This is a genomic window from Pontibacter rugosus (genome assembly GCF_042678745.1).
Taxonomy (GTDB): Bacteria; Bacteroidota; Bacteroidia; order Cytophagales; family Hymenobacteraceae; genus Pontibacter; species Pontibacter rugosus.
The window spans coordinates 1-25,418 of the sequence record NZ_JBHTLD010000044.1 but is presented as its reverse complement, the minus strand read 5'-3'; the positions used below and the strand labels follow the sequence as shown (position 1 = coordinate 25,418).

The 25,418-nt window shown below is 43.2% G+C and carries 35 protein-coding genes; 28 read left to right on the top strand and 7 right to left on the bottom strand.

Features of this window, described 5'->3' with window-relative positions:
* The 27 genes from rpsC to hscA all read left to right on the top strand — a co-directional run.
* On the top strand, nt 1-466 hold a 466-nt coding region (gene rpsC / locus ACFQ2O_RS07125; protein WP_377524723.1), incomplete at its 5' end, for a 30S ribosomal protein S3.
* 29 nt (nt 467-495) lie between these two features.
* Nucleotides 496-918 (top strand): 50S ribosomal protein L16, encoded by a 423-nt coding sequence (gene rplP / locus ACFQ2O_RS07120; RefSeq protein ID WP_377524718.1) that lies wholly within the window; start codon nt 496-498, stop codon nt 916-918.
* The gene (rpmC, locus tag ACFQ2O_RS07115; protein WP_068838140.1) at nt 918-1,118 is read left to right on the top strand and encodes a 50S ribosomal protein L29; all 201 of its coding nucleotides are present in this window, start codon (nt 918-920) and stop codon (nt 1,116-1,118) included. The genes rplP and rpmC overlap by 1 nt, the downstream gene beginning before the upstream one ends.
* 14 nt (nt 1,119-1,132) lie before the next feature.
* Entirely contained in the window at nt 1,133-1,387 is a 255-nt protein-coding gene (gene rpsQ, locus ACFQ2O_RS07110) for a 30S ribosomal protein S17 (protein ID WP_068838141.1), read from the top strand.
* A 1-nt stretch (nt 1,388) separates the two neighbouring features.
* Nucleotides 1,389-1,757: a 50S ribosomal protein L14 gene (gene rplN / locus ACFQ2O_RS07105; protein ID WP_377524707.1), complete on the top strand. Its 369-nt coding sequence runs from the start codon at nt 1,389-1,391 to the stop codon at nt 1,755-1,757.
* 18 nt (nt 1,758-1,775) lie between these two features.
* Nucleotides 1,776-2,099 carry a 50S ribosomal protein L24 gene (gene rplX, locus ACFQ2O_RS07100; protein WP_377524702.1) on the top strand — a complete coding sequence of 108 codons (324 nt, stop codon included), beginning with the start codon at nt 1,776-1,778 and terminating at the stop codon, nt 2,097-2,099.
* A 1-nt stretch (nt 2,100) separates the two neighbouring features.
* On the top strand, nt 2,101-2,655 hold the full coding sequence (gene rplE / locus ACFQ2O_RS07095; protein ID WP_377524697.1) for a 50S ribosomal protein L5: 555 nt from the start codon (nt 2,101-2,103) through the stop codon (nt 2,653-2,655).
* Nucleotides 2,656-2,657: 2 nt separating this feature from the next.
* Nucleotides 2,658-2,927 carry a 30S ribosomal protein S14 gene (rpsN, locus tag ACFQ2O_RS07090; protein WP_377524692.1) on the top strand — a complete coding sequence of 90 codons (270 nt, stop codon included), beginning with the start codon at nt 2,658-2,660 and terminating at the stop codon, nt 2,925-2,927.
* Between the two features lie 90 nt (nt 2,928-3,017).
* Nucleotides 3,018-3,416, top strand: a complete 399-nt coding sequence (rpsH, locus tag ACFQ2O_RS07085) for a 30S ribosomal protein S8 (protein ID WP_377524687.1) — start codon at nt 3,018-3,020, stop codon at nt 3,414-3,416.
* Nucleotides 3,417-3,430: 14 nt separating this feature from the next.
* Entirely contained in the window at nt 3,431-3,985 is a 555-nt protein-coding gene (gene rplF, locus ACFQ2O_RS07080; protein ID WP_377524682.1) for a 50S ribosomal protein L6, read from the top strand.
* Nucleotides 3,986-3,993: 8 nt separating this feature from the next.
* Nucleotides 3,994-4,341 carry a 50S ribosomal protein L18 gene (gene rplR / locus ACFQ2O_RS07075; protein ID WP_377524677.1) on the top strand — a complete coding sequence of 116 codons (348 nt, stop codon included), beginning with the start codon at nt 3,994-3,996 and terminating at the stop codon, nt 4,339-4,341.
* Between the two features lie 5 nt (nt 4,342-4,346).
* Nucleotides 4,347-4,865, top strand: a complete 519-nt coding sequence (gene rpsE, locus ACFQ2O_RS07070) for a 30S ribosomal protein S5 (protein WP_068838149.1) — start codon at nt 4,347-4,349, stop codon at nt 4,863-4,865.
* Between the two features lie 5 nt (nt 4,866-4,870).
* Nucleotides 4,871-5,050, top strand: coding sequence for a 50S ribosomal protein L30 (gene rpmD / locus ACFQ2O_RS07065; RefSeq protein ID WP_377524670.1), 180 nt, complete (start codon nt 4,871-4,873; stop codon nt 5,048-5,050).
* Nucleotides 5,051-5,052: 2 nt separating this feature from the next.
* Nucleotides 5,053-5,499 carry a 50S ribosomal protein L15 gene (gene rplO, locus ACFQ2O_RS07060; protein WP_377524665.1) on the top strand — a complete coding sequence of 149 codons (447 nt, stop codon included), beginning with the start codon at nt 5,053-5,055 and terminating at the stop codon, nt 5,497-5,499.
* 9 nt (nt 5,500-5,508) lie between these two features.
* Nucleotides 5,509-6,825 (top strand): preprotein translocase subunit SecY, encoded by a 1,317-nt coding sequence (secY, locus tag ACFQ2O_RS07055; protein WP_377524660.1) that lies wholly within the window; start codon nt 5,509-5,511, stop codon nt 6,823-6,825.
* A gap of 3 nt (nt 6,826-6,828) precedes the next feature.
* Nucleotides 6,829-7,602, top strand: a complete 774-nt coding sequence (gene map, locus ACFQ2O_RS07050) for a type I methionyl aminopeptidase (protein WP_377524655.1) — start codon at nt 6,829-6,831, stop codon at nt 7,600-7,602.
* The gene (gene infA, locus ACFQ2O_RS07045; RefSeq protein ID WP_025609076.1) at nt 7,603-7,821 is read left to right on the top strand and encodes a translation initiation factor IF-1; all 219 of its coding nucleotides are present in this window, start codon (nt 7,603-7,605) and stop codon (nt 7,819-7,821) included.
* Nucleotides 7,822-7,826: 5 nt separating this feature from the next.
* Nucleotides 7,827-7,943, top strand: coding sequence for a type B 50S ribosomal protein L36 (gene ykgO / locus ACFQ2O_RS07040; RefSeq protein WP_034256541.1), 117 nt, complete (start codon nt 7,827-7,829; stop codon nt 7,941-7,943).
* Between the two features lie 9 nt (nt 7,944-7,952).
* Nucleotides 7,953-8,330, top strand: coding sequence for a 30S ribosomal protein S13 (gene rpsM, locus ACFQ2O_RS07035; protein ID WP_377524648.1), 378 nt, complete (start codon nt 7,953-7,955; stop codon nt 8,328-8,330).
* A gap of 9 nt (nt 8,331-8,339) precedes the next feature.
* Nucleotides 8,340-8,732, top strand: a complete 393-nt coding sequence (rpsK, locus tag ACFQ2O_RS07030) for a 30S ribosomal protein S11 (protein WP_377524643.1) — start codon at nt 8,340-8,342, stop codon at nt 8,730-8,732.
* A 21-nt stretch (nt 8,733-8,753) separates the two neighbouring features.
* Nucleotides 8,754-9,359, top strand: coding sequence for a 30S ribosomal protein S4 (rpsD, locus tag ACFQ2O_RS07025; protein ID WP_377524638.1), 606 nt, complete (start codon nt 8,754-8,756; stop codon nt 9,357-9,359).
* Between the two features lie 37 nt (nt 9,360-9,396).
* A complete protein-coding gene (locus tag ACFQ2O_RS07020; protein ID WP_377524633.1) occupies nt 9,397-10,386 on the top strand; it encodes a DNA-directed RNA polymerase subunit alpha in 990 nt (329 codons plus the stop codon).
* Nucleotides 10,387-10,458: 72 nt separating this feature from the next.
* A complete protein-coding gene (gene rplQ / locus ACFQ2O_RS07015) occupies nt 10,459-11,001 on the top strand; it encodes a 50S ribosomal protein L17 (RefSeq protein ID WP_377524628.1) in 543 nt (180 codons plus the stop codon).
* A gap of 77 nt (nt 11,002-11,078) precedes the next feature.
* Nucleotides 11,079-12,200, top strand: a complete 1,122-nt coding sequence (gene carA / locus ACFQ2O_RS07010; protein WP_377524624.1) for a glutamine-hydrolyzing carbamoyl-phosphate synthase small subunit — start codon at nt 11,079-11,081, stop codon at nt 12,198-12,200.
* Nucleotides 12,201-12,215: 15 nt separating this feature from the next.
* Nucleotides 12,216-13,493: a phosphopyruvate hydratase gene (eno, locus tag ACFQ2O_RS07005; protein ID WP_377524619.1), complete on the top strand. Its 1,278-nt coding sequence runs from the start codon at nt 12,216-12,218 to the stop codon at nt 13,491-13,493.
* A gap of 90 nt (nt 13,494-13,583) precedes the next feature.
* The gene (locus ACFQ2O_RS07000; RefSeq protein WP_377524614.1) at nt 13,584-13,880 is read left to right on the top strand and encodes an FtsB family cell division protein; all 297 of its coding nucleotides are present in this window, start codon (nt 13,584-13,586) and stop codon (nt 13,878-13,880) included.
* A gap of 162 nt (nt 13,881-14,042) precedes the next feature.
* Nucleotides 14,043-15,908: a Fe-S protein assembly chaperone HscA gene (hscA, locus tag ACFQ2O_RS06995; RefSeq protein WP_377524609.1), complete on the top strand. Its 1,866-nt coding sequence runs from the start codon at nt 14,043-14,045 to the stop codon at nt 15,906-15,908.
* Between the two features lie 308 nt (nt 15,909-16,216).
* Here hscA and ACFQ2O_RS06990 read toward each other — a convergent pair whose 3' ends face one another.
* A complete protein-coding gene (locus ACFQ2O_RS06990) occupies nt 16,217-16,558 on the bottom strand; it encodes a hypothetical protein (RefSeq protein ID WP_377524604.1) in 342 nt (113 codons plus the stop codon).
* A gap of 5 nt (nt 16,559-16,563) precedes the next feature.
* The gene (locus ACFQ2O_RS06985) at nt 16,564-17,631 is read right to left on the bottom strand and encodes an Ldh family oxidoreductase (protein WP_377524599.1); all 1,068 of its coding nucleotides are present in this window, start codon (nt 17,629-17,631) and stop codon (nt 16,564-16,566) included.
* A gap of 195 nt (nt 17,632-17,826) precedes the next feature.
* Between ACFQ2O_RS06985 and ACFQ2O_RS06980 the strand changes: the two genes are divergently transcribed.
* Nucleotides 17,827-20,202 (top strand): hypothetical protein, encoded by a 2,376-nt coding sequence (locus ACFQ2O_RS06980; RefSeq protein ID WP_377524594.1) that lies wholly within the window; start codon nt 17,827-17,829, stop codon nt 20,200-20,202.
* 77 nt (nt 20,203-20,279) lie between these two features.
* On the opposite strand, the gene ACFQ2O_RS06975 is transcribed toward ACFQ2O_RS06980, so the two are convergent.
* From ACFQ2O_RS06975 to ACFQ2O_RS06955, 5 genes are all read right to left on the bottom strand, one after another.
* Nucleotides 20,280-21,218, bottom strand: coding sequence for a Ppx/GppA phosphatase family protein (locus tag ACFQ2O_RS06975; RefSeq protein WP_377524589.1), 939 nt, complete (start codon nt 21,216-21,218; stop codon nt 20,280-20,282).
* A 304-nt stretch (nt 21,219-21,522) separates the two neighbouring features.
* The gene (locus ACFQ2O_RS06970) at nt 21,523-22,617 is read right to left on the bottom strand and encodes a transporter substrate-binding domain-containing protein (protein ID WP_377524584.1); all 1,095 of its coding nucleotides are present in this window, start codon (nt 22,615-22,617) and stop codon (nt 21,523-21,525) included.
* A 207-nt stretch (nt 22,618-22,824) separates the two neighbouring features.
* A complete protein-coding gene (locus ACFQ2O_RS06965) occupies nt 22,825-23,268 on the bottom strand; it encodes a hypothetical protein (protein WP_377524579.1) in 444 nt (147 codons plus the stop codon).
* Nucleotide 23,269: 1 nt separating this feature from the next.
* Nucleotides 23,270-23,854, bottom strand: a complete 585-nt coding sequence (locus tag ACFQ2O_RS06960; RefSeq protein ID WP_377524574.1) for a hypothetical protein — start codon at nt 23,852-23,854, stop codon at nt 23,270-23,272.
* Nucleotides 23,855-24,435: 581 nt separating this feature from the next.
* On the bottom strand, nt 24,436-25,386 hold the full coding sequence (locus ACFQ2O_RS06955) for an alpha/beta hydrolase (protein WP_377524569.1): 951 nt from the start codon (nt 25,384-25,386) through the stop codon (nt 24,436-24,438).
* Nucleotides 25,387-25,418 lie beyond the last annotated feature (32 nt).

The window sequence follows — 25,418 nt, the reverse complement described above, 5'->3', positions numbered from 1 at the left end:
GATTAATATCTTTGAAATTAAGCGACCTGAGTTAGATGCTAAGTTGGTAGGTGAGTCAATCGCGCAGCAGCTACAAGCTAGGATCTCTTTCCGTCGTGCCATGAAGCAAGCAATTGCTTCTGCGCTAAGAGTAGGTGCCGAAGGTATCAAAGTACAGGTTTCAGGTCGTTTAGGTGGCGCTGAGATGGCAAGAACAGAGCATTACAAAGAAGGAAGAACTCCTCTTCATACGCTTCGTGCTGACATTGATTATGCGCTTTCAGAAGCTCAAACTGTATATGGTAAAATTGGTATCAAGGTTTGGATCTTTAAAGGCGAGGTTTATGGTAAGAAAGATCTTACTCCAAACGCTGGCTTAGAAAGCAAAGGACCTGGATCTGCTCCTAATGACAGACGAGGTGGTGACCGTCGCAACAAAAAAGGTGGACCTGGTGAAGGTGCTCCTAAGCGTAAGCGTCGTCAATAATTAAGTTTTAACATTATAAGTTTTAGAAAATGTTACAGCCTAGAAGGACAAAATATAGAAAAATGCAAAAAGGCCGCGTAAAGGGGCTGGCTCATAGAGGCAGCACTATTGCGTTCGGTTCTTTCGCTATAAAATCTCTTGAAGCATCATGGATTACTTCTCGCCAAATTGAGGCAGCACGTATCGCCATGACAAGAGCAATGAAACGTGAGGGTCAAGTTTGGATCCGCATTTTCCCTGACAAGCCTATCACTAAGAAACCTGCTGAGGTTCGTATGGGTAAGGGTAAAGGTTCTCCGGAGTATTGGGTAGCAGTAGTTAAGCCTGGTACGATCATGTTCGAGTCCGATGGTGTTTCTTTAGAGGTAGCAAAAGAGTCATTAAGACTAGCTGCTCAGAAACTACCAGTAAAATCAAAAATTGTAGTACGTAGAGATTACGTTGAGAAATAATGAAAAATTCTGAGATAAAAGCTTATTCTGCCGAAGAACTGCAAGAAAAGCTTAGCGCTGAGAGATCAAGCCTGCATGCCATGCGTTTTGCACACGCCATATCTCCTCTCGAGAACCCAATGAAGATCCGCGATACGAAGCGTAACATTGCTCGATTGAATACTGAAGTTCGTCGTCGTGAAATTGAAGCTAACTCTTAAGACGTATTAAGATCATGGAGAGAAACCTAAGAAAAGAAAGAAGCGGTAAGGTTGTTAGCAACAAGATGGACAAATCTATTACTGTACTGGTGGAAAGCAGAATGAAGCACCCTATGTATGGTAAGTTTGTTAGCAAGTCTAACAAGTTCATGGCACACGACGAGAAGAACGAGTGTAATATTGGAGACATTGTACGTATCCAGGAGACTCGTCCGCTCAGCAAGAACAAGAACTGGCGTTTAGTTGAAATTATAGAAAGGGCTAAGTAATATGATACAGCAGGAATCAAGACTAAGTGTAGCTGACAACAGCGGTGCCAAGGAAGTCCTTTGTATCCGTGTACTAGGCGGTACTGGTAAAAAATACGCCTCTGTAGGCGATAAAATTGTAGTAACTGTAAAGTCAGCCCTTTCTTCTGGCAACGTTAAAAAGGGAACTGTTTCTAAAGCAGTTATTGTAAGAACAAAGAAAGAGGTTAGAAGAAAAGACGGTTCATATATTCGTTTCGACGATAATGCAGCTGTTTTACTTAACGCGAATAATGAACCACGTGGTACGCGTATCTTCGGCCCGGTTGCACGTGAACTTCGTGAAAAGCAATTCATGAAAATTGTTTCGTTAGCACCTGAAGTTCTATAACATAAAATTCAGATTAAAATGAATAAGAAAAAACTTCATGTAAAAACTGGCGATACAGTTAAAGTTATAGCCGGTGACGATCGCGGTAAGACAGGCCGTATTATTGCTGTTAATATTGAGAAGCAAAGAGTTACTATCGAAGGCCTTAACCTTGTGACAAAGCACCAGAAACCTAGTGCTAAAAATCCACAGGGAGGTATTGAGAAAGTAGAAGCTCCTATGCATGCTAGTAATGTGGCACTTGTTGATCCAAAGTCAGGTGAGACTACTAAAGCTGCTACAAGAACAAACAGCGAAGGTAAAACAGAGCGTTATTCTAAAAAGACAGGGGAGGTAATCTAACATGGCTACTACAAGATTAAAAGAAAAATATCAGAATGAGGTAGTGCCTGCCTTGAAAGAAAAGTTCCAGTATAAGAACATAATGCAGGTTCCTAAAATCACTAAGATATCAATCAATAAAGGAATTGGCTCTGCTGTTTCTGACAAGAAATTGGTTGATATTGGTGTAGATGAACTTACTACTATTACTGGCCAAAAGGCAGTTGCTACAATCGCAAAAAAGTCTGTTTCAAACTTCAAGTTGCGTGAAGGCATGCCAATTGGTGCTCGTGTTACATTGCGTGGCGAGAAGATGTATGAGTTCCTTGACCGTCTTTTGACTATCGCTCTTCCTCGTGTACGTGACTTTAGAGGTGTTAACGATAAAGGCTTTGATGGTCGCGGTAACTATACTCTAGGTGTAAAAGAGCAAATTATCTTCCCAGAGATTAGCATCGATAAGATCAAAGCTATTTCTGGAATGGATATTACATTTGTTACAACAGCTAAAACTGACGAAGAGAGCTACGAATTGCTTAAAGCATTTGGTATGCCATTCGCTAATATCAGAAAATAACCATGGCTAAAGAAGCAATAAAAGCTAGAGAGCTTAAAAGACAAAAACTAGTAGCTAAATATGCTACAAAGAGAGCTGAGCTAAAAGCCAACGGAGATTACGATGCTTTAGATAAATTGCCTCGTAATGCATCACCGGTTAGACTTCACAACCGATGCAAACTCTCTGGCAGACCAAGAGGATACATGAGAAAGTTCGGTATTTCACGTGTACTTTTCAGAGAATTAGCCTCTATGGGTAAAATTCCTGGTGTTACAAAGTCGAGCTGGTAAGTTTTTTCTTAACATACTAAGAATCATAAAAAGATATTTGTATCTTTGCCCCTCGCTTAGATAAAGCATTCATTATTCAATGTATTCATAATGAACTCAGATCCAATAGCAGATTATTTAACTAGAGTGCGTAACGCTATCAAAGCGAACCACAGAATAGTTGAAATACCATCTAGCAAGATAAAAAAAGAGATCACCAAAGTATTGTACGACAAAGGCTATATTCAAAGTTATAAATTTGATGATGCTGGTGTTCAGGGTACAATCAAAATAGCTCTTAAGTATAATCCTAGCACAAAGCAATCAGCTATTGTGAAATTAGAAAGGATTAGTAAGCCAGGGCTACGCAAGTACACTGGTAGCGAGACGCTTCCAAGAGTCTTAAATGGCCTTGGCATTGCTGTGCTTTCTACTTCTAAAGGTGTAATGACAGAGAAGGAAGCTAAGTCACTTAAGATTGGTGGCGAAGTATTGTGTTATGTATATTAATAGGAGGATAGACAATGTCACGTATAGGTAAATTGCCAATCACCCTGCCTACCAATATTCAAATTGCCATCGGTGATAACAATATCATCACAGTAAAAGGACCTAAAGGTGAACTTACTACTGCAGTTGATAAAGATATAATTGTAAAGCAGGACGAAAACACAATTGTTGTAGAACGTCCTACAGAGCAAAAGCGTCACAAGGCTATGCATGGTCTTTACAGATCACTTATCAATAACATGGTAATTGGTGTAAGTGAAGGTTATAAAGAGCAGTTGGAGCTTGTTGGTGTTGGTTACAAAGCAACAGTACAAGGTAATGTTTTGGAATTAGCTTTAGGCTATTCTCATAATATCTATCTGAGCTTGCCTTCTGAGGTTTCTGCTACAGCAGTTACTGAAAAAGGTAAAAACCCAATCATTACTCTTGAGTCTAATGATAAGCAATTGATTGGTCAGGTTGCTGCTAAAATAAGATCACTTCGTAAAGTAGAGCCATACAAAGGTAAGGGTATACGTTTCGTAGGTGAAGTTATCAGAAGAAAAGCTGGTAAGACAGCTTCTAAATAATCATCATCATGTCTACTAATAAATTAAGCAGAAGACTAAGAATAAAAAAGGGTATCAGAAATAAAATTTCTGGTACTCCTGAAAGGCCACGATTAACGGTGTTCCGTAGCAACAAAGCTATATACGCTCAATTAGTCGACGACACTACTGGTGTGACACTAGCAGCTGCCTCTTCAGTGAAACTTGATGATGCGAAGGCTAACACAGAAACTGCTGGAAAAGTGGGTCAGGCAATTGCTGGACTAGCTATTGAGAAAGGCATTTCTCAAGTAGTTTTTGATCGTAACGGTTACCTTTATCATGGTAAAGTAAAATCATTGGCAGAAGGCGCTCGTGAAGCAGGCCTTAAATTCTAAAAATTATGTTGAAGAATAATATACGAAGCGTAAAGGCAAGCGAAATCGAGCTTAAAGAGAAAGTAGTTGCCATTAACCGTGTAGCCAAGGTTGTTAAAGGTGGTAGAAGATTTAGTTTTGCTGCTATCGTGGTTGTTGGTGACGGAAACGGTGTAGTAGGTTATGGTTTAGGTAAAGCTAACGAAGTAACTGATGCTATCGCCAAAGGTATTGATGATGCAAAAAAGAATCTTGTTAAGGTTCCTGTGTATCATAATACTGTTCCTCATTCACAAGAAGGGAAATACTCTGGAGGTTTCGTACTTGTTAAACCAGCTGCACCAGGTACAGGTGTTATAGCAGGTGGTGCAATGCGTGCTGTACTTGAAAGTGCTGGTATCAAAGACGTTCTTTGTAAATCAAAAGGATCTTCAAATCCACATAACGTAGTTAAAGCTACTTTTGATGCTCTTTCTAAGATGCGTGATCCTTTAGCTGTAGCTCAGCAACGTGGTGTTAATTTAGATAAAGTATTCAACGGATAATTGTAATGGCTAAAGTAACTATCACTCAAGTTAAGAGCATTATCGATAGACCTAAAAACCAGAAGCTTACAATTAAAGCTCTTGGCTTAGGAAAGATAAGCAAATCAGTATCTGTAGAATTTACGCCTCAGATTGCTGGTATGGTAAAAAAAGTCCACAATTTAGTAGACGTTAAAGAACAATAAACATGTATTTACATTCTTTAAAACCTGCGGAAGGTTCTGTAAAGAACAGAAAGAGAATAGGCAGAGGTACTGGTTCAGGTAGAGGTGGTACTTCTACACGTGGACATAAGGGTGCTAAATCTCGTTCAGGTTATTCACAGAAAGCAGGCTTTGAAGGTGGTCAAATGCCACTTCAAAGACGAGTTCCTAAGTTTGGCTTTAAAAACATTAACCGTGTTGAATATAAAGCTATCAATTTAGATATTATTCAAGCTTTAGCTGAGTCAACAAATGAGACTGTTATGAACTTTGATTTCTTCAAAGCGCATGGATTAGTTTCTAAAAATGATAAAGTTAAAGTATTGGGCAGAGGAGAGATAAACAAAGCTGTAGAAATTCATGCGCACGCTTTCTCTGGAACTGCATCATCATCAATTGAAAAAGCAGGCGGTAAAACAGTTGCTCTCTAATCGATAGGTATGAAGAAGTTTTTAACAACGATAAAGAACATTTTTGCTATAGAGGATCTTAGAGTACGTATTTTAAATACTGTATTCTTTATAGCTATTTTTAGACTAGGTTCTTTTGTTGTTTTACCTGGTGTTGATCCTAAACAGCTAGAAGCTAATACATCCGGTCTTTTCGGATTATTAGATACTTTCTTAGGTGGAGCTTTTAGCAATGCTTCTATCTTTGCTCTAGGTATAATGCCATACATTTCGGCTTCTATCGTACTGCAACTGTTAACTATTGCTGTTCCATATTTCCAAAAAATGCAGAAGGAGGGTGAATCTGGTAGAAAGAAAATCAACCAGATCACTCGAGTTCTGACAATTGTTATTACGCTTGCACAGGCAATTGGATTTGTCGCAACTATAAATGCTGAAGCAATAGCTATTAACACAACGCTCTTTACAATCACATCTATGATTGTTCTTACTTCAGGAACAGTTTTCTGTATGTGGTTAGGTGAGAAAATCACTGATAAAGGTATTGGCAATGGTATTTCAATGCTGATTATGATTGGTATTGTATCTCGTTTCCCAGGAGCGATTGTAGCAGAATTTTTGTCAAAGCAACTAAATGGCGCTTTGTTGTTCTTATTTGAACTCTTAATTCTGTTCCTTGTTGTTATGTCTGTTGTTATGCTAACTCAAGCTATTAGAAGAATTCCTGTACAATATGCCAAGCAAGTTGGTGCGAGTTCTTTATATAGTGGACAGAGACAGTTTATACCTCTTAAGGTTAATGCTGCCGGTGTAATGCCAATTATCTTTGCACAGTCTTTAATGTTTCTTCCTTCTATGATAGCATCTATCTGGGCTGATTCAAGTGAGACTGCAAATTATATCGGAGCAACTTTCTCTGACTTTACATCTTGGCAGTATAATCTTGTATTTGGATTATTGATTCTTGTTTTCACATATTTTTATACTGCTATAAGTGTAAACCCTAATCAGATTGCTGATGATCTCAAGCGAAGCGGTGGTTTTGTTCCTGGTGTTAAACCAGGCCGTTCTACCTCTGAATACATTGATACTATTCTTACAAGAATTACATTACCAGGTGCAATTTATCTGGCCTTAGTAGCCATCTTCCCATCAATCGCTATGTTGCTTGGTGTTACAAGAGAGTTCTCACAGTTTTTTGGCGGAACTTCTCTTATCATAATGGTAGGTGTTGTGTTAGATACTCTTCAACAAGTTGAAAGTTATCTATTAATGAGGCATTATGATGGTATGATGAAATCTGGAAAGCTTAGGGGCAGGACAGAAAATATTGCAATGGTTTCTTAGTAAATGATTTTATACAAAACTGAAGAAGAAATTGAGTTAATTCGCCAGAGTGCTTTGATTTTAAGCAAAGCACATGGCGAAATTGCTCGTCTTATAAAACCTGGTATTTCTACCCTGGAACTTGATAAAGTTGCAGAAGAGTTTATTCTCGATAACGGTGGTAAGCCATCTTTTAAAGATTACAATGGTTTTCAGTATAGTTTATGCATATCAACTAATGCCGTTGTAGTACATGGTATGCCAGGTAAATACATTCTACAAGAAGGAGATATTTTATCTGTAGATTGTGGAGTTTATAAAAATGGCTTCCATAGTGATTGTGCCTATACTCATGCTGTTGGTTTGATCAAGCCTGAGGTGCAGAAACTCTTAGATATAACTAAAGAGTCTTTATACCTAGGTATTAAAAAAGCTGTTGTTGGCAATCGTATGGGCGACTTAAGCTATGCTATTCAAGAACATGCTGAAACAAACAGTTTTACTGTTGTACGTGAATTAGTAGGTCATGGTATAGGTCGAAATCTTCATGAAGCTCCTGAGGTTCCTAATTATGGCAAACGTGGTCAGGGAGTCAAGCTACAAAATGGCTTGGTTTTAGCAGTAGAGCCTATGGTTAATTTAGGTACGAGGCAAATTGTTCAGGAAGATGATGGTTGGACAATCCGTACTAAAGATAATATGCCTTCCGCCCATTTTGAGCATACTATTGTAGTACGCAAGGATAAAGCGGAAATTTTGACAACTTTTGATTATATAGAACAAGCTAAAAATTCATAAATGGCAAAACAGTCGTCCATAGAGCAAGACGGAACTATCGTAGAAGCTTTGTCTAATGCAATGTTTCGGGTTGAGCTTGAGAATGGTCATCAGGTGGTAGCGCACATTTCCGGTAAAATGCGAATGAATTACATTAAAATTTTACCAGGTGATAGAGTTAAATTGGAAATGTCTCCTTACGATCTTACTAAAGGCAGAATTGTTTACCGATATAAATAAATCCAATGAAAGTTAAAGCATCAGTTAAAAAAAGAAGTGCTGATTGTAAAGTTATCCGCCGCAAGGGGAAGCTTTATGTAATCAACAAAAAGAATCCAAGATATAAACAAAGACAAGGTTAATTTATTTTTATGGCTAGAATAGCAGGAGTAGATATTCCGGATAACAAGAGAGGTGAAATTGCGCTAACTTATATTTTTGGTATAGGTCGCAGCCTTTCTAAACACATTTTGAGCAAAGCCGGGGTGGATCTTGACAAAAAGGTAAAAGACTGGACTGAAGACGAGGCCGGAGAGATCAGAAATATTATTGCAGCAGAAATCAAAACAGAAGGTGTTTTGAGATCTGAAGTTCAACTGCACATTAAGCGTCTTCTTGATATAGGTTGCTACCGTGGTTTGAGACACCGTAAAGGTTTGCCAGTTCGTGGTCAGCGTACCAAAAACAACTCTCGCACGAGAAAAGGCAAGCGTAAGACAGTTGCAAATAAGAAGAAGGCTTCTAAATAATAATTGATCATGGCTCAGAAAAGAAAAGATAAAGCTAAAAAGCGTGTCGTAGTTGTTGAACCAACTGGCCAAGTGCACATCAAAGCTTCTTTCAACAATATTATCATATCAGTAACCAATAATGCAGGACAAGTAATCTCTTGGGCTTCTGCTGGTAAAATGGGCTTTAAGGGTTCTAAAAAGAACACTCCTTATGCTGCACAAATGGCTGCTGGCGATTGCGCTAAGGTTGCTTATGACCTTGGAATGCGTAAAGCTGAAGTATTTGTTAAAGGTCCTGGCGCAGGTAGAGAGTCTGCTATCCGTACAGTGCAAAATACAGGTATCGAAGTAACTACTATCAAAGATGTTACTCCATTGCCGCACAACGGTTGCCGCCCACCAAAACGCAGAAGAGTTTAATTTCCTAAAAGAGAAGTAAAAATGGCAAGATATACTGGTCCAAAAAGTAAAATCTCAAGACGTTTCAATGAGGAGATTTTCGGCCCTAGCAAGGCGCTGAAAAAGAAAAGCTACCCTCCAGGGCAGCACGGTCGTGGCCGCCGCAAGAAATTGTCTGAATACGCTGTACAGTTAGCTGAGAAGCAGAAAGCAAAATACATATACGGCATTCTCGAAAAGCAATTTGCTAATTTGTTCGAGAAAGCTCACAGAAAAGGTGGCATCACTGGTGAGAACCTACTAATGTTACTTGAGTCTAGGTTAGATAACACTGTTTATCGCTTAGGTATTGCTCCTACAAGAAGATCTGCACGTCAGTTCGTTCTTCACAAGCATATCACAGTTAACGGTGAAATTGTTAATATCCCTTCTTATTCTCTTAAGGTAGGTGATGTTATAGCTGTACGTGAAAAGTCTAAATCTTTAGAGGCTATCACTACAAGTCTAACGGTGCGTAATGCACGTCAGTTTACTTGGTTAGAGTGGAACGCTACCGAAATGGCTGGTAAATTTATTGCTACTCCAGAAAGAGAGCAAATCCCGGAGAAAATCCAGGAGCAGCTAATCGTCGAGCTTTACTCTAAGTAAGCAGCTAATTCAATTTTTAACCTTTAACACTGCAAGTATGTCAATATTAGCATTTCAAATGCCAGAGAAAGTTGTAATGGAAAAAGCCGACGACTTTCATGGTTTATTTGAATTCAAGCCGCTTGAAAAGGGTTACGGGGTAACCATCGGTAATGCTTTGCGAAGGATTCTTCTTTCATCATTAGAAGGATATGCCATTACTAGTATTCGCATTGGTGGTGTACTGCATGAATTTTCTTCTGTTGAAGGAGTAGTTGAGGATGTGTCTGACATTATTCTTAATCTGAAAATGGTTCGCTTTAAAAAAATAAGCGAAATGGTAGATGAAAGAATAACGATTGCAATTAGCGGTCAGGATACTTTCAAAGCTGGTGACATCAATAACTTCACAACGAGTTTTGAAGTGCTTAATCCAGAGCTTGTAATTTGCAACCTGGATTCAAGCATTAACTTTGAGCTTGAGATGACAATTCAAAAGGGACGTGGCTACGTTCCTGCTGATGAAAATAAGCCAACTGAGCAAGTTTTCGGTCAGATCGCTATTGATGCTATTTATACTCCGATCAAAAATGTTAAGTTTAGTGTTGAAAACACGCGTGTAGAGCAGAAGACTGACTACGAGAAGCTTGTTCTTGACATTCAGACAGATGGTTCAATACACCCTGAGGATGCCCTTAAAGGTGCGGCCAACATTTTGATTCAACACTTCATGCTGTTCTCAGACAATACAATGACGTTTGAGACTGCTAAACCAGAAGAAGAGGAGGCTGTTGATGAGGAACTGCTGCATATGCGCAAAGTCCTTAAAACATCTCTTCAGGATATGGATCTTTCAGTGCGTGCTTATAACTGCCTAAAGGCTGCCGATATAAAAACACTCGGTGATCTTGTGCAGCTTGACATCGCTGATATGATGAAGTTCAGAAACTTTGGTAAAAAGTCTTTGACAGAATTAGAGAACTTAGTTCAGGAGAAAGGCTTAACTTTCGGCATGGACCTTTCTAAGTATAAATTAGAGGAAGATTAATTAAATCCTACGGCATAATTCCCAATCCCTGAAAAGGTTGATTGACGGTATGCACGTGCACAATTCAATATAATGAGACACGGTAAAAAATTCAATCACTTAGGAAGAACCGCTTCACACCGTAAGGCAATGCTATCTAACATGGCAGCGTCTTTAATTGTTAACAAGCGTATTTCTACTACAGTAGCAAAAGCAAAAGCACTTCGCAAATATGTAGAGCCCCTGCTTACTAAAGCTAAAAGCGATACCACACACTCTAGAAGAACGGTTTTTGCCTACCTTCAGGATAAAGAATCTGTAAAAGAGCTTTTTGATGAAGTATCAGTTAAAATTGCTAACAGACCTGGTGGTTACACTCGTATCATCAAAACAGGATACAGATTAGGTGACAACGCAGAAATGTGTGTTATCGAACTTGTAGACTACAACGAGGATATGTTGTCAACTTCTGGTGATTCTGCTGCTGGTGCTAAGAAAACGCGCCGTCGTGGTGGCAAGAAGAAGTCTTCAGAAGATACAGCCGCTGTAGCCGAGGCTACAACTACTGCTCCTGAGGCTACAGAAGCCCCTGCTGCGTCTGCTGACACTACAGAAGATACAAAAGATGCGCAATAAGCTCTGTTTGTAAATATTTTAAAGGGACATGGCGTAAGTCGTGTCCCTTTTTTTATGTTTGTAAAAAAAATAACAAAATGAAAAAACATACATCCTCTGAAGCTATCCTTCTTTTAGAAGACGGTACAGTATATAAGGGTAAGAGCTTAGGCCGCATCGGTACTTCGGGTGGTGAACTCTGCTTTAACACAGGTATGACTGGCTACCAGGAAATTTTTACGGATCCATCTTACTATGGTCAAATGGTAGTTACTACAGTATCTCATGTTGGTAACTATGGTGTACAACCAGAAGAAGTAGAATCAGGTAAGGTGCAAATAAGCGGCCTGGTCTGTAAAGATTTCTCCAGCTTCTTTTCGAGAAAGACCGCTGAGGGCTCTTTACAAGAATATTTTGAAAAAGCCGGTGTGGTAGGTATCTGTGAGATTGATACAAGATCGCTGGTACGCCATATCCGTGACAAAGGAGCTATGAATGCCATTGTATCTTCTGAAATAACAGATATTGAGGAGTTGCGTAAGATGTTAAGTGCTGTGCCTTCCATGGACGGTTTGGAACTTTCATCGCATGTAAGTACGCCAGAGGTATATGATTTGAAGCCTGAAGACGTAAAATTTAGAGTAGCTGTGCTTGACTTGGGAGTTAAAAGAAACAGCCTGAACAATTTTATGAAGCGCGGATGTGAAGTTAAAGTTTTCCCATACAACACTTCTTTTGAAGAAATGGAGAAGTGGAATCCAGATGGTTATTTCATCTCAAATGGTCCTGGTGATCCTGCCGCGACTAGAGATGCTGTAAACAGTGTGAAACAGATACTGCAGAAGGAAAAGCCTATGTTCGGTATCTGCATGGGCCACCAAATTTTAGCACAGGCGAATGGCATTGCTACTTATAAAATGCACAACGGGCACAGAGGTTTAAACCATCCAGTAAAAAATTTATTGACTGGTTTGTGTGAAATTACAAGCCAAAACCATGGTTTTGTTGTGGATGCAGAGCAACTCAAGAATCACCCGGAAGTTGAAATTACGCATGTTAACCTAAATGATAATACGGTAGAGGGTATGCGAATGAGAACAAAGCCTGCTTTTTCTGTACAGTATCATCCAGAATCTTCTCCAGGTCCCCACGACTCGACTTATTTGTTTGATGAGTTTGTGGACTTGTTAGAGCAAAGCAAAAACAAAGTACAACTATAGTAAAAAACGAAGGAAATGAGTTTAATCACTGACATCAAAGCCAGACAGATATTTGATTCTAGAGGCAATCCTACTGTTGAGGTAGATGTAACAACTGAAACAGGTGTTTTAGGACGTGCTGCTGTGCCATCCGGTGCTTCTACAGGTGTTCACGAAGCAGTTGAGCTGCGTGACAACGATAAGAGCATGTACATGGGCAAAGGCGTTCTTCAGGCTGTGAAAAATGTTAATGAAAAAATAGCTGAGGAACTTGTAGGCTTCCCTGTATATGAGCAAAACCTGCTTGATAAAATCATGATCGAGCTGGATGGTACGACAAACAAAGGCAATTTAGGTGCTAATGCCATACTTGGTGTATCGCTAGCTATTGCCCGTGCTGCTGCACAAGAGCTTAACATGCCGCTTTATCGTTATGTAGGTGGCGTAAATGCTAACACGCTCCCTGTGCCAATGATGAACATTCTGAACGGTGGTAGCCATGCTGATAATGCAATTGACTTTCAGGAGTTCATGATCATGCCGATTGGTGCTCCTTCTTTCTCCGAAGCACTACGTATGGGTTCTGAAGTATTTCATCACCTAAAGAACGTGCTTAAGAAAAAAGGCCTATCTACAAACGTAGGTGATGAAGGTGGCTTTGCCCCTAACATTGCTTCTAACGTTGAGGCTATTGAGGTTGTACTTCAGGCTATTGAGACAGCAGGATATAAGCCTGGCGATGACTTTATGATCGCTATGGATGCGGCTAGCTCAGAGTTTTACGATGCTTCTTCAGGAACATACCACTTTAAAAAGTCTACTGGCGATAAGCTGTCTTCTTCTGATATGGTTAGCTACTGGAGCGAGTGGGTAAACAAGTATCCTATCATCTCTATCGAAGATGGTATGGCTGAAGACGACTGGAAGGGCTGGAAAGAACTGACAGACAAGGTTGGTAGCAAATGCCAGCTGGTAGGTGACGACCTTTTTGTAACAAACGTAAACCGTTTGCAGCAAGGTATAGACCAGGGTGTGGCTAACTCTATCCTGATCAAGGTAAACCAGATCGGATCTTTAACTGAAACTATTGATGCTATTAACCTTGGTAGACGCCACGGCTATAAGAGTGTCATGAGCCACCGTTCTGGTGAAACAGAGGATAATACGATAGCTGACCTTGCAGTAGCGCTTAACACAGGCCAGATTAAGACTGGTTCAGCTTCCCGTTCAGATCGTATGGCTAAGTATAACCAATTGCTTCGCATTGAAGAGGAGTTAGGCGAAGTAGCTTACTTCCCCGGTAAGAAATTCTGAAATTACCATTTAGTAAAAAAATAGTTGCTAAGGCTGTGGGTTATAAAGCTCACAGCCTTATTTTTGTAGCTCTACTTAAAGTCCCAAGTTATGATACAGCGCATTCCCAAAATGTTCAGAAACTTCTATTTTATTACTTCTTTGGTTTTTGTGGTGTGGATGCTGTTCTTTGACTCAAACGACTTTATAACACAGTACCAGATGCGCAGGCAGCTAAATAATCTGGAGGCAGACAAAGAACATTACCTGGAGAAGATGGCGGAGGTAGAGAAAGACCGTAAGGAGCTGATGGGGAATCCTGAGCTGCTGGAGAAGTTTGCTCGAGAAAAGTACCTGATGAAGCGCCCGGGCGAAGATGTATTCATCATAGTGCCCAAAGAAGATTAATAAAACAAAGCTGCCTAACGTTCCGGCAAGCACAATTGTCCATCTTCTAACGATCTCCTGTTAACCTCTAAATCTCAAAACAAATCCCTCCCCAAATAATTTGTAACTTTGTGCTATAGCACTGCCACCGATTGGTGGTGGGCTCACGTAAAAAAAGATACTATGGCAAAAGTTGCAATAAACCTTTCTACCGGAGCTCTTCAGCAAGAAGAGGTGATTGTAGGTATAGATTTAGGTACGACCAACAGCTTGGTGGCCTATATACATCCTGAAGATAAAAAACCGATCGCTATCAACGACCAGGGCCGGGGCACTATTGTGCCGTCGGTGGTACACTTTGCAGATAACGGCGAAACCAATGTCGGAAACGAGGCAAAAGAATACTTGATTTCAGACCCAGCTAACACGATCTATTCTGTAAAGCGCCTGTTAGGCAAATCTTATAAAGATTTGGGCGAGCACAAAGACTATTTTGGCTATAAAGTAATAGATGATGACAGCGAAGGGTTAGTGAAAATAAGGGTAGGAGATAGATTCTACTCACCGATTGAGCTGTCGTCGGAGATATTGAAAGAGCTGCGTGAACGTGCTGAGCATTCGCTTAAGACACCGGTGAACCGTGCCGTTATTACCGTTCCAGCTTATTTTAATGATTCGCAGCGTCAGGCAACGCGTGACGCAGGTAAGCTTGCCGGGCTGGAAGTGCTTCGTATTGTAAACGAGCCTACTGCGGCTGCACTGGCTTATGGCATCGGTATAGATCCGAATGAAGAAAAAACAGTAGCAGTGTATGACTTAGGCGGTGGTACGTTTGATATATCCATACTTAGCATACATCAAGGCATCTTTGAAGTACTTTCTACTAACGGAGATACCTATCTAGGCGGAGATGATTTTGACCGTGCCATTATTAATCATTGGATCCAGGAAAACCAATTGATCGCTGATACAATCAACCAAGATAAGAACCTGTCGCAGGAGCTGCGCCTGAAAGCAGAAGAAGCTAAGAAAACACTGAGTTCTCAGGAAGTATACACCGGCACTATCAACGGTACCATTAATTGCCATTTGGAGCGCCATACGTTTGAGGCACTGATTGCTCCAATTGTGGCACGCACGATGGAAAGCTGCAAGCAAGCCATGGCCGATGCAAAACTACAGCCGGAGCAGATTGCTGCCGTGATAATGGTGGGTGGCTCCACGCGTGTGCCAATGGTATACAATGCTGTGTCAGAGTTCTTCGGTAAGCCAGCCAACAATTCCCTTAACCAGGATGAGGTAGTGGCCTTAGGTGCCGCCATTCAAGCCGATATACTTGCCGGTAACCGTAAAGATATCCTGCTGCTGGACGTAACCCCACTAACCTTAGGCATTGAAACAATGGGTGGCTTGATGGACTCCATCATTCCAAGAAACTCTAAAATACCAACCAAAGCCGGCCGCCAGTATACTACATCTGTAGACGGGCAAATCAATATGAAAATCTCTGTTTTCCAGGGAGAGCGTGATTTGGTAAAAGAAAACCGAAAGCTTGCTGAGTTTGATTTGAAAGGTATACCTGCCATGCCAGCCGGCTTTCCGAAAGTAGATGTTAACTTTATACTTAATGCCGATGGTATTCTGAAGGTGGAGGCTGTGGAGCTTCGTTCAGGCACACGCCAGGAGGTAGAGGTAAAGCCACAGTACGGCCTGACAGATGACCAGGTAGAGCAGATGTTGATGGATTCTATCACACATGCCAAAGATGATGTATCTGCGAGAATGGTGATTGAGGCGCGTACTTCCGCAGAGCAGATGCTGTACCAGGTGGAACGCTTCGTGCAGAAGAACGGCCAGCACCTGACAGAGGAGGAGATACAACTGACAAATGAGAACATGCAGAAGCTGCGCGATGTGTTAGCTGCCGGTGGTGATAAAGATGCTATTTACGGCGCTGTAGATAGGCTGGAAGAGCAGACAAGCCCTTTTGCCGAGCGCATTATGCAAATATCGATCAAACAGGCAATGGCTGGTAAGAAAATTGAGTAGAAATTTAAAGTATAAATGAAGTATGAACGGCAGCTCTAAAGGGCTGCCGTTTCTGTTTAATAGCTCATGATTTGTTACAGAACATTTTAGTGTAGGAGTTCTGTTTTCTACCGTAGCCATTCCAAAGTATAAGTGCTAGAGCAAGAACTCTACAAATGAACCCACCCCCAGCCCCTCCGAGGAGGGGAATTAGCCTAAGCTCCGCCAGCGGGTATCTGGGGCTATGGAAGTATAAGCAGAGGCACAAGCGGACGCATGCGCCAGGTAAGTTCTATCAAGCAGCAGCTACAAATTCTGAAGCAAAATAATTATACAGCCTGAAGCACGAATTGAAGCAGGGTAAAATTCAGATACAGCAACGTAGCAGCTACAATCACTCCAATCAACACAGTCGCATAAGGTGCTTCCTGCTCCTGCACTTCCCTTATGCCCCAATACACATACGCTAACAGGGCTAGTAAGGCATAGAGCAGCAGCAAGGCAGGTACAGCCAATAGAACTTCTACAGATGCAAAGCGCCAGAAATAGTTAAGGCCCAGCCACAGCAGGTTCAGAGTCCATACTACAACCAGCATCAGGATACAGCGCGTACCCGAGCCAAGGCCTATGCTAAGGAACAACCTTTCAACTGCTGTGCTGCCTGCTGCCACTCACGTTATAGTTTAAGACCAAACCGCTGGGCAAGAGACTCCAGGTCACGCTCAACAGGTGGTAGCAATGGGATTCCTTTTTGCAGGCGTTTGCTTGTCATTTCACGTTCCGGATCACCTGGGATAAGTACAGCTTTCTCGCCTTTCTTTGGCTTAGCCTTTCGGAAAGTTTCTATCCAGTTATCCATGTGGTGCTTAAAATCATCTGCCGGACGGAAAGCATCAATACGCATAGCGCCAAGGAAATGGCCTATACCTTCACCGGGTAAGTTTTCAGCAACAGGGAGGAAGCTCACAAAAGGCGGTACCCATGGGCCATAATTAGCACCCGAAAGCACAGCTGATAGAATATCAACCACAGACGATAAAGCATATCCTTTGTGGCTGCCATGCACACGGTCAGAGCCCAGTGGCAGTAGTGCGCCTCCGTCTTTCAGCTCGTTAGCATTAGTGGAGCGCTGCCCTTCTTGTGTCTGAATCCAACCGACAGGAGCCTTTTTCTCTTTACGCTGCAAAATCTCCAGCTTACCGTTAGCAGCGGCAGCCGTAGCTAAATCGGCTACAAAAGGAGGCTGGTTTCTTGTAGGCACGGCTACGGCAATCGGGTTAGTGCCCAACATACGATCTACTGAAAAAGTAGGAGCCACCAACGGCGAGGCATTTGTCATGGCTATACCGATCATATCATGATCTAAAGCCATCATGGCATGATAACCCGCAATACCAAAGTGGTTCGAGTTTTTTACCGATACCCAGCCAGTACCCACTTGCTGTGCCTTTTGTTTGGCAATAGCCATGGCACGAGGTGCTACTACAAGCCCTAAGCCGCCATCACCATCTACAGTTGCCGTACTTGGTGTTTCGTGCACAATGCGAATAATTGGTTTTGGGTTGATACGTCCCGCTTCCCACAGCCTAACATAACCACTTAGCCGTGCCACGCCATGCGAATCTACGCCACGTAAATCAGCAGATAGCAACACTTCTGTCGCCAGCCTTGCATCCTCCGGTGGGCAGCCTATACTTAAAAATACTTCTTGGGTAAAATCGAAAAGTTGTCGGTATGAATACATGGTGATTAGATTCTGATAGAGGCGGCAAATTAAGAAAATATCAAGGTAATGCCTTGGGTATAACTTAAAACGGTAAAAGCAGCATATATGGCCTTTAGTAGAAATTAATATCTTCTTTTTTATATACTTTGCTGCTTCATGTATAAATATGGAACAGACTTTGCCTTAGCATCAGAAAGTTAAGCTACTACCTCTATGAAAAAAGCTCTACTATTATTCGCAACTGTATTGGCAGCCTTCGGTGCCGATGCACAGACCAAGCTATTGTTTGAGGAAAAAACTTCGGAAGCCTATCTGCTTAAATACGGTGCTGACGGAAATAGCCAGACGCAACTCAACAGCATCATCAGCCTGTTAAGCGAAAATCAGACCGATACAAGAAGCCCGAGACCACAACGCAAACCAGAGTTCTCGCTCCGGTTTGAGCAGCAGGCAAGCATTGCCGATGCCGGTGATGTGCTAAAGCTGAAAGTGCAGGTAAGCAAGCCACAGGTAAGTGGTAGCACCGACTACCGTGGGTTTACTATAGGAGATGCCCTACTGCCGGATAAGTATAAAGCCAGAATCAAACTGTTAAATGCAAAAAATGAAACAGTAAAAGTATACGAACGCACCGTAGCGTTTAAGCCAAATGGAGTGACACTACTGGAAGAGCAGATACTAGATACAGCTGCTAACCAGAGCTACAAATTGCTGGTAGAGGAGGAGCAGGTGGTGTATACTATAGAAGATGTGCGTCAGTTGCAGGAGCGGCTAAACCTGGTGCGTGCTTACTTTGCTGACGATGCCAAAGTGCTACAGGCCTTACAGGATGCTGCCCGTGTACTGCCGGATGATATTGACCGCTTGCCCCTACAGGATCGCAAACTACGGGAACTGGAGCAGCAATATGCAGAACTGAAAAAGGAGAACTATACCGATAAACTCAACCTTAAGCAGCAGGACCCTCAACGCCTGAACTACAAGCTAAACGAGTTGCAACAGGTGCTGCAGGAGCGCCGCAAGGCTATTGAGTATACACTGGCTACTTTAGATCAGCAGTTCTACAACCGTGGTGTAAGCCTCATGAATAATGGCAATGCTTCGGCGGCACAGGCATACTTTGCCAAGTCGGTAGAGGCGAACCCTAACTTTGCTCCGGCACACGTGCAACTGGCGCGAATTGACCTCAGATACGGCTATATCCGGGAGGCTACCATCCGCACCCGCGACGTGCTTACCCGCATGCGTGTAGACCCGCAGACGGAGCAACTTGCTCTAAGCTTGGCACATGATATCTATACTGCTCACATCACAGAAGGTAACAGATTTACCTCCAGAGGAGAATATCATACCGCACTGGATGCCTATGCTGATGCCAGAGATTTGTGCAGCATCGTTCAAGGCCTACGCTGCAGCATGCAGGCCTTGAACGATGGAGAAGCCAGAGCAGCCAGCGGAGCATACAGAGGCATGGTAGATAACGGAAAGCGCCTGCTGTCACGCAACGACTTACGGGAGGCAGAGCGTGTGGCACAGGAGGCAATTACCTTCCAGCGGGAGTATGACTATGTATTACATAATGCTATCGAGGCCTCTGATTTGCTGGGACAGGTGAAGTTTCAGTACTATCTAGGTTTTATAGATGAAGGCAAAAACTTTTTGGCGCAGCAAAACCATCGTGCCGCACTGGCCAGGTTTGATGAGGCACTGGAGTTAGAGCGAAGCTATACTTTTAAACCAATTATGGAGCTGAAACAGCTGTCGCAGAAAGCTGCCAAACCTGTTTTGCTGGCCATGTTGGGTGAGGGGTATGAGCAGGCGATACAGAATAGGCTGAGCAATGCCCGCCAAACGGCTGCCGATGCTACAGCCATGCAGGAGCGTTATGCGCTGGCACAAGATACTGATGTGCAAAGTAAGTATAAGCTGTTACGCGAACGCATCTTCACACAGGAGTGCATGAATACGCAAGCTGCTTATGATAAGCATTTCCAAAGTGCACAGGCGCTGGTTCGGGAGAAGAAGTATATTGCCGCTGACCAGGCTTACGAGGCAGCTATTAAAGCAGTTAAGGGAATGGCGGAGTGTGGAGTTGCCACGTTTACCGCAAAAGATGGAAGAGCAGCTATTGCCGTAGCCGCAAATTATCAACGCAAGCTGGAGGAGGTGCAGCGCCTTACTGCTAGAAGCAAGTATAGCGAAGCTATCACTCTACACGAAGAAGCAAAGACGTACTACCTGGCGCAGCAGGTAAACAAGTATGGGGTAGACCATATTTCGCTTTACAACTATGCCAAGGATCACCAGAAGCAGCACTTTACCGCTGCAGTCGTAGGGTATTATGCTAATCAGGGGGAAGAGCAGGTCGCAATTGAGCTCCTGACGCAGTTGCTGGGCAAAGGCTACAGCAAGGGCAAAACCAAAAAAGTGCAGCAGCAACTAGGCCAGCAGCTAGCGCTGAAAGATGCTGCGAAAAGCACTGTAGAAGATGCCAAAGTACTATCTCTAAAGTATAGCCAGAACAGGAAAGACCTTAAGAAGCTGAAGAAAGCTTATGAAAAGGAGCGGAAGAAGCTAGCGAAAAACTGAGTATCTGCAAAAAAGCCCGGGAGTTTATACTTCCGGGGCTTTTTTGTGCTCCTCTTAAGGCAACAATGAGAGGAGTGCTACTGCTGAGCTAGCATCTGATGCAGTACACCTTCTTTTAAGGCATAGGCAGAAACACGAATCTCCTGCAGCTTATACTTCTCCAGCACAAAATCTACAGCTATACTTGCCAGCACTATCATGTCTACCCGCATCTCCAGCATACCCGGTATGGCCAGGCGTTCGTCATGGTTCTTGCGCAGCAGCTCGTGGTGTACCTTGTAGTAAGCGTCTATAGCCAGATCAGAAGCTACAGGCTGTTTCTCAGTGCGAGAACTATCACCTTTGCCTTGAGCATCAATATCACAAAGCGTATCAAAAGTGCCGGAAGAACCGACAAGTATAATTGGTTTATACTTGGCTACGGCTTCAGTTAAAGGTTGCAGGCGTTCATCCAGATAGGCTTTTTCAGCTGCTACACTTCCGGCAGGTGTGGGGTCTTGGGTAAAGAACTTATCCATCAGGCGCTGTGCCCCTAACTCAAAGCTCTGCTTCCAGAAGATTTCGTTTTGGTTGCAGATGATAAATTCCACGCTGCCACCGCCGATATCCATGATCATAGCCGTTTGCTCATCCAGCACACCGGCAGCCTTTACACCATAGTAGATAAATTCGGCCTCACGTGCGCCATCTATCACCTCCACCTGAATTTCTGTCTGTTTGAAAATGTCTTTTACAAAAGCGTCTCCATTGCTAGCATTCCGCACCATACTCGTTGCCATAGCGCGTACTGTTTCGGCACCAAACTCATTTATCGTGTTCCGGAAATCGCGCAGGGTTTTCAGAGCACGATCAGAAGCTTCCGGCGCAATAGCCCCGTTGCTGATACCTCCCTGGCCTAGCCGCACAGGCACTTTGGTTTTATAAAGTTCGTGTAACTGGCCCCGTTCATCCACCTCTGTTACCAGCAGGTGAAAGGTATTGGTGCCCATATCAATGAGTGCGAGGCGTCGGTTCATAACGGAAGATGATATATGCTGTTTATTATAGCGTTGATTTATACTTGTGTTGCTTTGGGTATGTTCGGCTAGCAGGCAGCTGAATTACCTGCCTCGCTAAACAGGCTGCAAGTTAAGCTGCAACTGGTATGGCAGCAAATGCATAAGCCAGCACCTGAAGGTATAGCCTCTGTTTATTATGGTTTGTTTCGGGAACTTGCGTATTGGTGCTGTGCCTGTGCTGCCAGCCAGACGACGTTCGTCAGAAATAAGAAATAATGATGCTTCCGTTGAAAAGGCTCTCTGCACTGTATTTCCTCATGGTTTACTTATCTGGCATAAACCGCTCCAACTCGTGTTGCCACATAGGGGCTTTAATAATGCGGAGCAAAGCCTGGTTGATTGGTTTTCGTAAAGGACTAGCAGGGGCAAGGGCAAAGGCGTAATAATTTGGGTCGATTTGCACAGGCTGCACCTGAAGCGCCAGGTCTGATGTGTTGTTGATAGCGTACCTCAACTCAGGAACATTGTGTACAACAGCATCTAGTTCCTGCTTGTTCACTGCTTCTAAAGCTTCCTTCAAGTTGGAGAATTTCTGAAATACAATTCTTTCTTCCTGCAGATACTGTGCAGCGGGAGTGCCCTCTACGGCAGCCACGTGCATATTTCGGAGATCCTGCGGTACGTTCATCTTCTTGCCGCCTGCGCTACCCATAACTGTTGATACAAGAGAAGCCGTAAGAACAGCGGTAATAGCCATAGCCACCAGCATCCACACCATTGCAATAACACGCCCTAAGAAAGTAACAGGAGCTTTGTCTCCGTAGCCGATCGTTGTCATCGTAACGCCTGCCCACCAAAAGCCCGAGCCGATACCTTTGGCAACAGACCGCTCTCCTCCAAAATTATCCTCATTCTGACCCCGCTCTACAAAATAGATCATTGCCCCCACAATAAGCAGCAGCACAGACAGAGAGGCCGCAATATACCAAAAACGCTTGCTGAAGAATGCCTTGGCAATAGCCGACAGTTTCTGAGTTTGTGAAGAGGCAACACCCAATTGTGCCGTGTGGTAAATATGGCTAAAGTCGACTTGTGCGTCGGCAGTAGGAGTAACATTGCCCAGCAGCACGACATCTGCCTCTCCCTGTTGCAGTACATTAGTTGCCGAATCAGGCGTAACTTTCACAAAGCGATAGGTTAGGTTCAGTTGGTCGGCTACACCACGCCACAAGCGTACACTAATGCCATCCCAGGTGCCGTTTTGGCTCTGTATAATGTAGGGTGGTTGCGGGTGTACACCCACTACAAGTTCACGCTTTGTCTGCGTTTTCAGCGTATCCGGCTGCCCATAAGCAGTTACAGAAGTCGCGAAGGCTATAAGTATGTTGATGAAAACAAAGAGAAACCTGCTATGCATAAACCTAAAATTAAAACAACCTGCTGCCAGTAAATGACAACGGGTAATTGTTTATTCTAGTTTTAGAAGTGCTTGATTCGTGTGTGGCAGTTGAGATACAAGCCTTGGTACGTACATCAATGAATGCCTCATGTTCACTCAGTCTCTTGTTGAAGCATACAGAGGTACGTACAAAGCGGCCGGTTAGCTTATAGTAGGGGAGGTGAATTATTTCTTGTTCTTTTTGAAAATGAGCTTCCGTAGCACAAGATACCCATTACTTACTTTCTTGTTCTTCACCAGGAATGGTAAACTTATAGCAACTAACAGCGAGATGCAGGCGGCAGTACCTAAACCTCCGCCATAGCCTGTAAAAAACTTGCTCGTGTTTAAGTAGATCAGCGAAAATATAACGCCAGATATACCCACCAGCGAATAGCTGCTAACCACACTAGATGAGACCATGCCAATAAAGGATGCTCCTATAAAAACGACTGGAATGTTTGCTGTTAAATAACCCGAAAGTAGGTCTGGATAGAAATAGAAAAACAAGCCAACCGCTAAAGATAAAGCGGCCGAAGAACGTACTGGCCCCTGCTGTAGCTTCACGTTAACGAAGTAGGTACTGGTTGCGGCTACTGCGCCGGTAGCCATAAGAACTAGTGCATTCATACTATAAAAAGAGGAAAGCTAATAAATACGCTACGGCCACTCCTCCGAACGCTATGGTGCCAAGTTTACCGCCAAAGCCCCGGAAAATGTTTTTAGAAAACACGAGGAGCAAACCGGCTACAAAGCTTGCCAGAAGTATAAACAGAAAATTGCCGGCTACTGTTGGGCTAGACATCCCTACAAAAGCGCCACAGTAGGCTGCCGCAGGTACCTCTTTGAATAAGTTTGCTTTTCTGTTGAGGAGAGGCACAAAAGAAGCCATCGTACCTGTTGCTCCTGCTGCTATCACCGGGCCTAAACTCAGGTACACATTTAGGTAAAAAGTAAGCATAGCCCCCAGCACTACAAAGGCCACGGCAAAATAGTCTTGTTTCAAGCGTTCGTCCTGGTGCACGGGCATCTTTTTGTAGGCAATAAATAACAGGATAGCGACAGCCACCAAAAAGATTAGAATTGGTATCACCTTAAACCGCTCAAGTAGTATAGCCAGCAGAAAAGAAGCTTGAAGTATAATCAGCAGCAGAAATGGAATTTTTTTGAAATGCTTTTTCATGTATGCTCTTGAGGCAGTAATGTGCTTGGTCATGAAACCTAAGTACAGCAAGGCCGGGGAGTTAAGCAAGTTTAAATACTGAGGATATATCTTATACTTGGATGTGTATAACTGTAGCGCCGTCCTATTGTTAGCTTGGTCTGGCAGAAAACTATAGTGTGATAGCTACAGACTCTATACTAAAATCTAAACAGGAGTATAGCTTTTATGGCTGTATGTTGGTGAATTATAAATTATGTTTGGAGACCTAAAAGTAACGGCGTATTATAAACGCGCAGTGCAAGTGAAGCTATGTACAAGGACGGAATTTAGTTTTATACTTAAAAGTTACTCCGTCCTCATACATGGCATAGCATAGATAAAATTAAAAGCACAGGTTGATTCAGTCAGAACACTTACGTGCTGTGAAACTACGTTTGCCCATGCTTTACACTGCAGCCCACAACTTCATCTATTCTTTCATTTGAGTATTTTTCAAGTATACCCTTTCAAGAGTATGGTTGAAGTTGCCTATTTCATGGAAACAGATTTTTACCTTGCATAGGTGTTTAACCGTCTGGAATTTAATTTACTAATCCTTTGTGTGACATTATCCAAACACACCACTCTTCTAGTTACTTCCCGGGCTTGGCCTTAAGAAAGTTGTTCACCTCTAACCAGTATGTGAAGGCATCGAACCAGCGATTACTGGTTCGATCTGGATTGCCCAGCCCGAAACCGTGGCCACCGTTCTGATAGAGGTGGAACTCGACAGGTATGCCTGCTTTGTACCAGGAATCAATCACGCCGAATTGACCCTTGAAGAGAAAATCATCGGTGGCGATTACATTAAACATGGGTGGAGCGTTTTTCGGCACCTCCACCGGGCCCATACCGCCATAGATCGGGCCGATGAAGGCCAGTTTCATAGTTTTGGAGTTGAGTGTTGCGTGCATTGTAAGTCCGGCACCAGCAGAGAAACCGATCATGCCTAACCTATTAGTATCTACACCCCACTCCTTGGCTCGTTTGTGAATCAGGGCGTAAGCAGCCTCGGCATCCTCAAGCTGGTCAGACAGGTCCATTTGTGGAAGGCTCGGCGGTGTTGCACCTGACGACGTGTTAGAAGATGCAGCTGGAGCCGGGCGGGGGCGGTCCATCCATGCTTTAAAGTCGTCGAGCGATTCAGGCGTAGGGTGCAGCCGGTATTTTAGTACAAAGGCGGCAATTCCTTTGTCTGCAAGTGCCTTTGCAACCTCCCAGCCCTCGTTATCTATCGAAAGCCAGCTGTAACCTCCGCCGGGTGCCACAATGACGGCCGCGCCAGTAGCCTTGCCAGGTGCAGGTAGGAAGGGGGTAAGGGTTGCAGTGGAGATATTTCGTGCCATAGGATCGCCCCACTGCCGGAACCAAGTCTCGGGAGCCTTCTGCCCATCCACACCACCCGTGCCGAGTAGAATAGCATTGGGCTCTGCAAGGGCTTTTAGTGGATATATGGTGCCGTCCTGCGCCATTGCAGATGCAGCAAAGACTAGCAAGACGGCCAAAATGGAAGGTTTAGCTACTTTTATCAGATTGTAGAACATGGGCTATATAAATTAAGAGATAGGGTATTTAA